Below are 1,609 nucleotides of genomic sequence, written 5' to 3'. Positions count from 1 at the left end.
CACCTCTAAAATAGTTTTATTATCACTATTTTAGGGGTGTTATCCGATTATTGATAGATACTCTGTTATAGGACGCTTACGAATGAAAAAATACTGTCCTATGATGATTCAATTAGCTTATAAAGCTGTTGAACAAATAGGGCAGTATTATTTATTTTGTATTACAGTTCGTAATGAGGTAAAAGTTCTTTTAATTGATCAATATCCTCTTGAGTCGTTGACCAACTAGTCGCAAATCGAATGACGATATGATTTTCATCAAGGGTTTCCCAAAAACCAGTCGTTACAATTTCAGCAATTTTTTCATATTGATCTTTAGTAACAACAACGAATTGTTGATTAGTTGGGGAAGCTAAGTAAAATGGATAATTTTTTTCTCGTAAAATGACTTTTAATTGCTCCGCCATATCGATAGCATGTTCTCCTAATTTGAAGTATAAATCATTCGTGAAGAGGGCATCAAATTGAACACTTAACAAACGACCTTTAGCAAGCATTGCACCAAATTGTTTAACGCGAGTATTAAAACGTTTTGGCATATTATTTTTTGTGAAAACAACGGCTTCACCGGCTAAAGCGCCGACTTTGGTACCACCGATATAAAAGACATCGACTAATTTTGCTAGAGTAGCCAAGTCAACGTCGGTCTCATTTGAAGCTAAACCATAAGCCAAGCGAGCCCCATCGACAAATAGTGGAATGTCAAATTCTTTACAAAGAGCCGAAAGTTCTTCTAATTCTGCTTTTGAATATAAAGTTCCGTATTCCGTAGGATGTGAAATGTACAGCATTCCAGGATAAACCATGTGTTCTTGATTACCATCGGCATAGAAAAACTCAATTAATTGGCGAACGTCTTTCGCGTTTAATTTACCTTCATAGTGAGGGACAGTTAAGACTTTATGTCCAGAATGTTCAATGGCTCCGGCTTCATGCACGGCAATATGGCCGGTATCAGCGGCAATCACACCCTCATATGGCATTAACATGGTATCAATCACAATTTTATTGGTTTGTGTCCCACCAGTTAATAAATAAACTTCCGCATCTTCTAATTGACAGGCTTGTTTAATTTTCTGGCTAGCTGATTCAGTGTAGGGATCTGTCCCATATCCAGCTAATGGTTCGAGATTAGTTTTGACTAATGCCTCTAATACTGTTGGATGTGCTCCTAATATATAATCACTTTGAAAATATAACAATTATATCCCTCATTCCTTAAATTTGGTGTCATTATATCAAGTATTTTTGTTAAATACTAGTTTTTCTCTTTATCATTTATTTCTATTTTCATTACTTTCGTAATTGCAAATTTACAATTTCGTCATCGCCAAAATGTTATTTAATCTGAGTTTCCAGATAATTAATTGAGGCTGGGCCTAAACTTTTGAACTCTGTTCAGTCATACTTATCTAATGAAAAGCGCAGTGGTAGAGTGGCCTCAAACTGCGTTTTAATGAGATTGGTTCTCAACTTGTTCATTTCAATCAACTTATTGCTCGGTAACTAAAAGCGCAATGGTTGAGTGGCCTCAAACTGCGTCTTAATGAGGTTCGGCAACAATTTGATAAAATCAAGCAAGTGATTGCTTGTTAATTAATAGCGCAGT

General features: G+C 35.6%; 1 protein-coding gene. It reads right to left on the bottom strand.

What is annotated here, in order from left to right; genetic code table 11:
- Positions 1 to 161: 161 nt before the first annotated feature.
- Positions 162 to 1,202, bottom strand: a complete 1,041-nt coding sequence (locus GSA01S_RS10090) for a threonine aldolase family protein (RefSeq protein WP_066127241.1) — start codon at positions 1,200 to 1,202, stop codon at positions 162 to 164.
- Between the last annotated feature and the right edge of the window lie 407 nt (positions 1,203 to 1,609).

Source organism: Globicatella sanguinis NBRC 15551 (genome assembly GCF_001552295.1).
Classification (GTDB): domain Bacteria; phylum Bacillota; class Bacilli; order Lactobacillales; family Aerococcaceae; genus Globicatella; species Globicatella sanguinis.
This window is presented reverse-complemented; position numbering and strand designations above follow the sequence as displayed.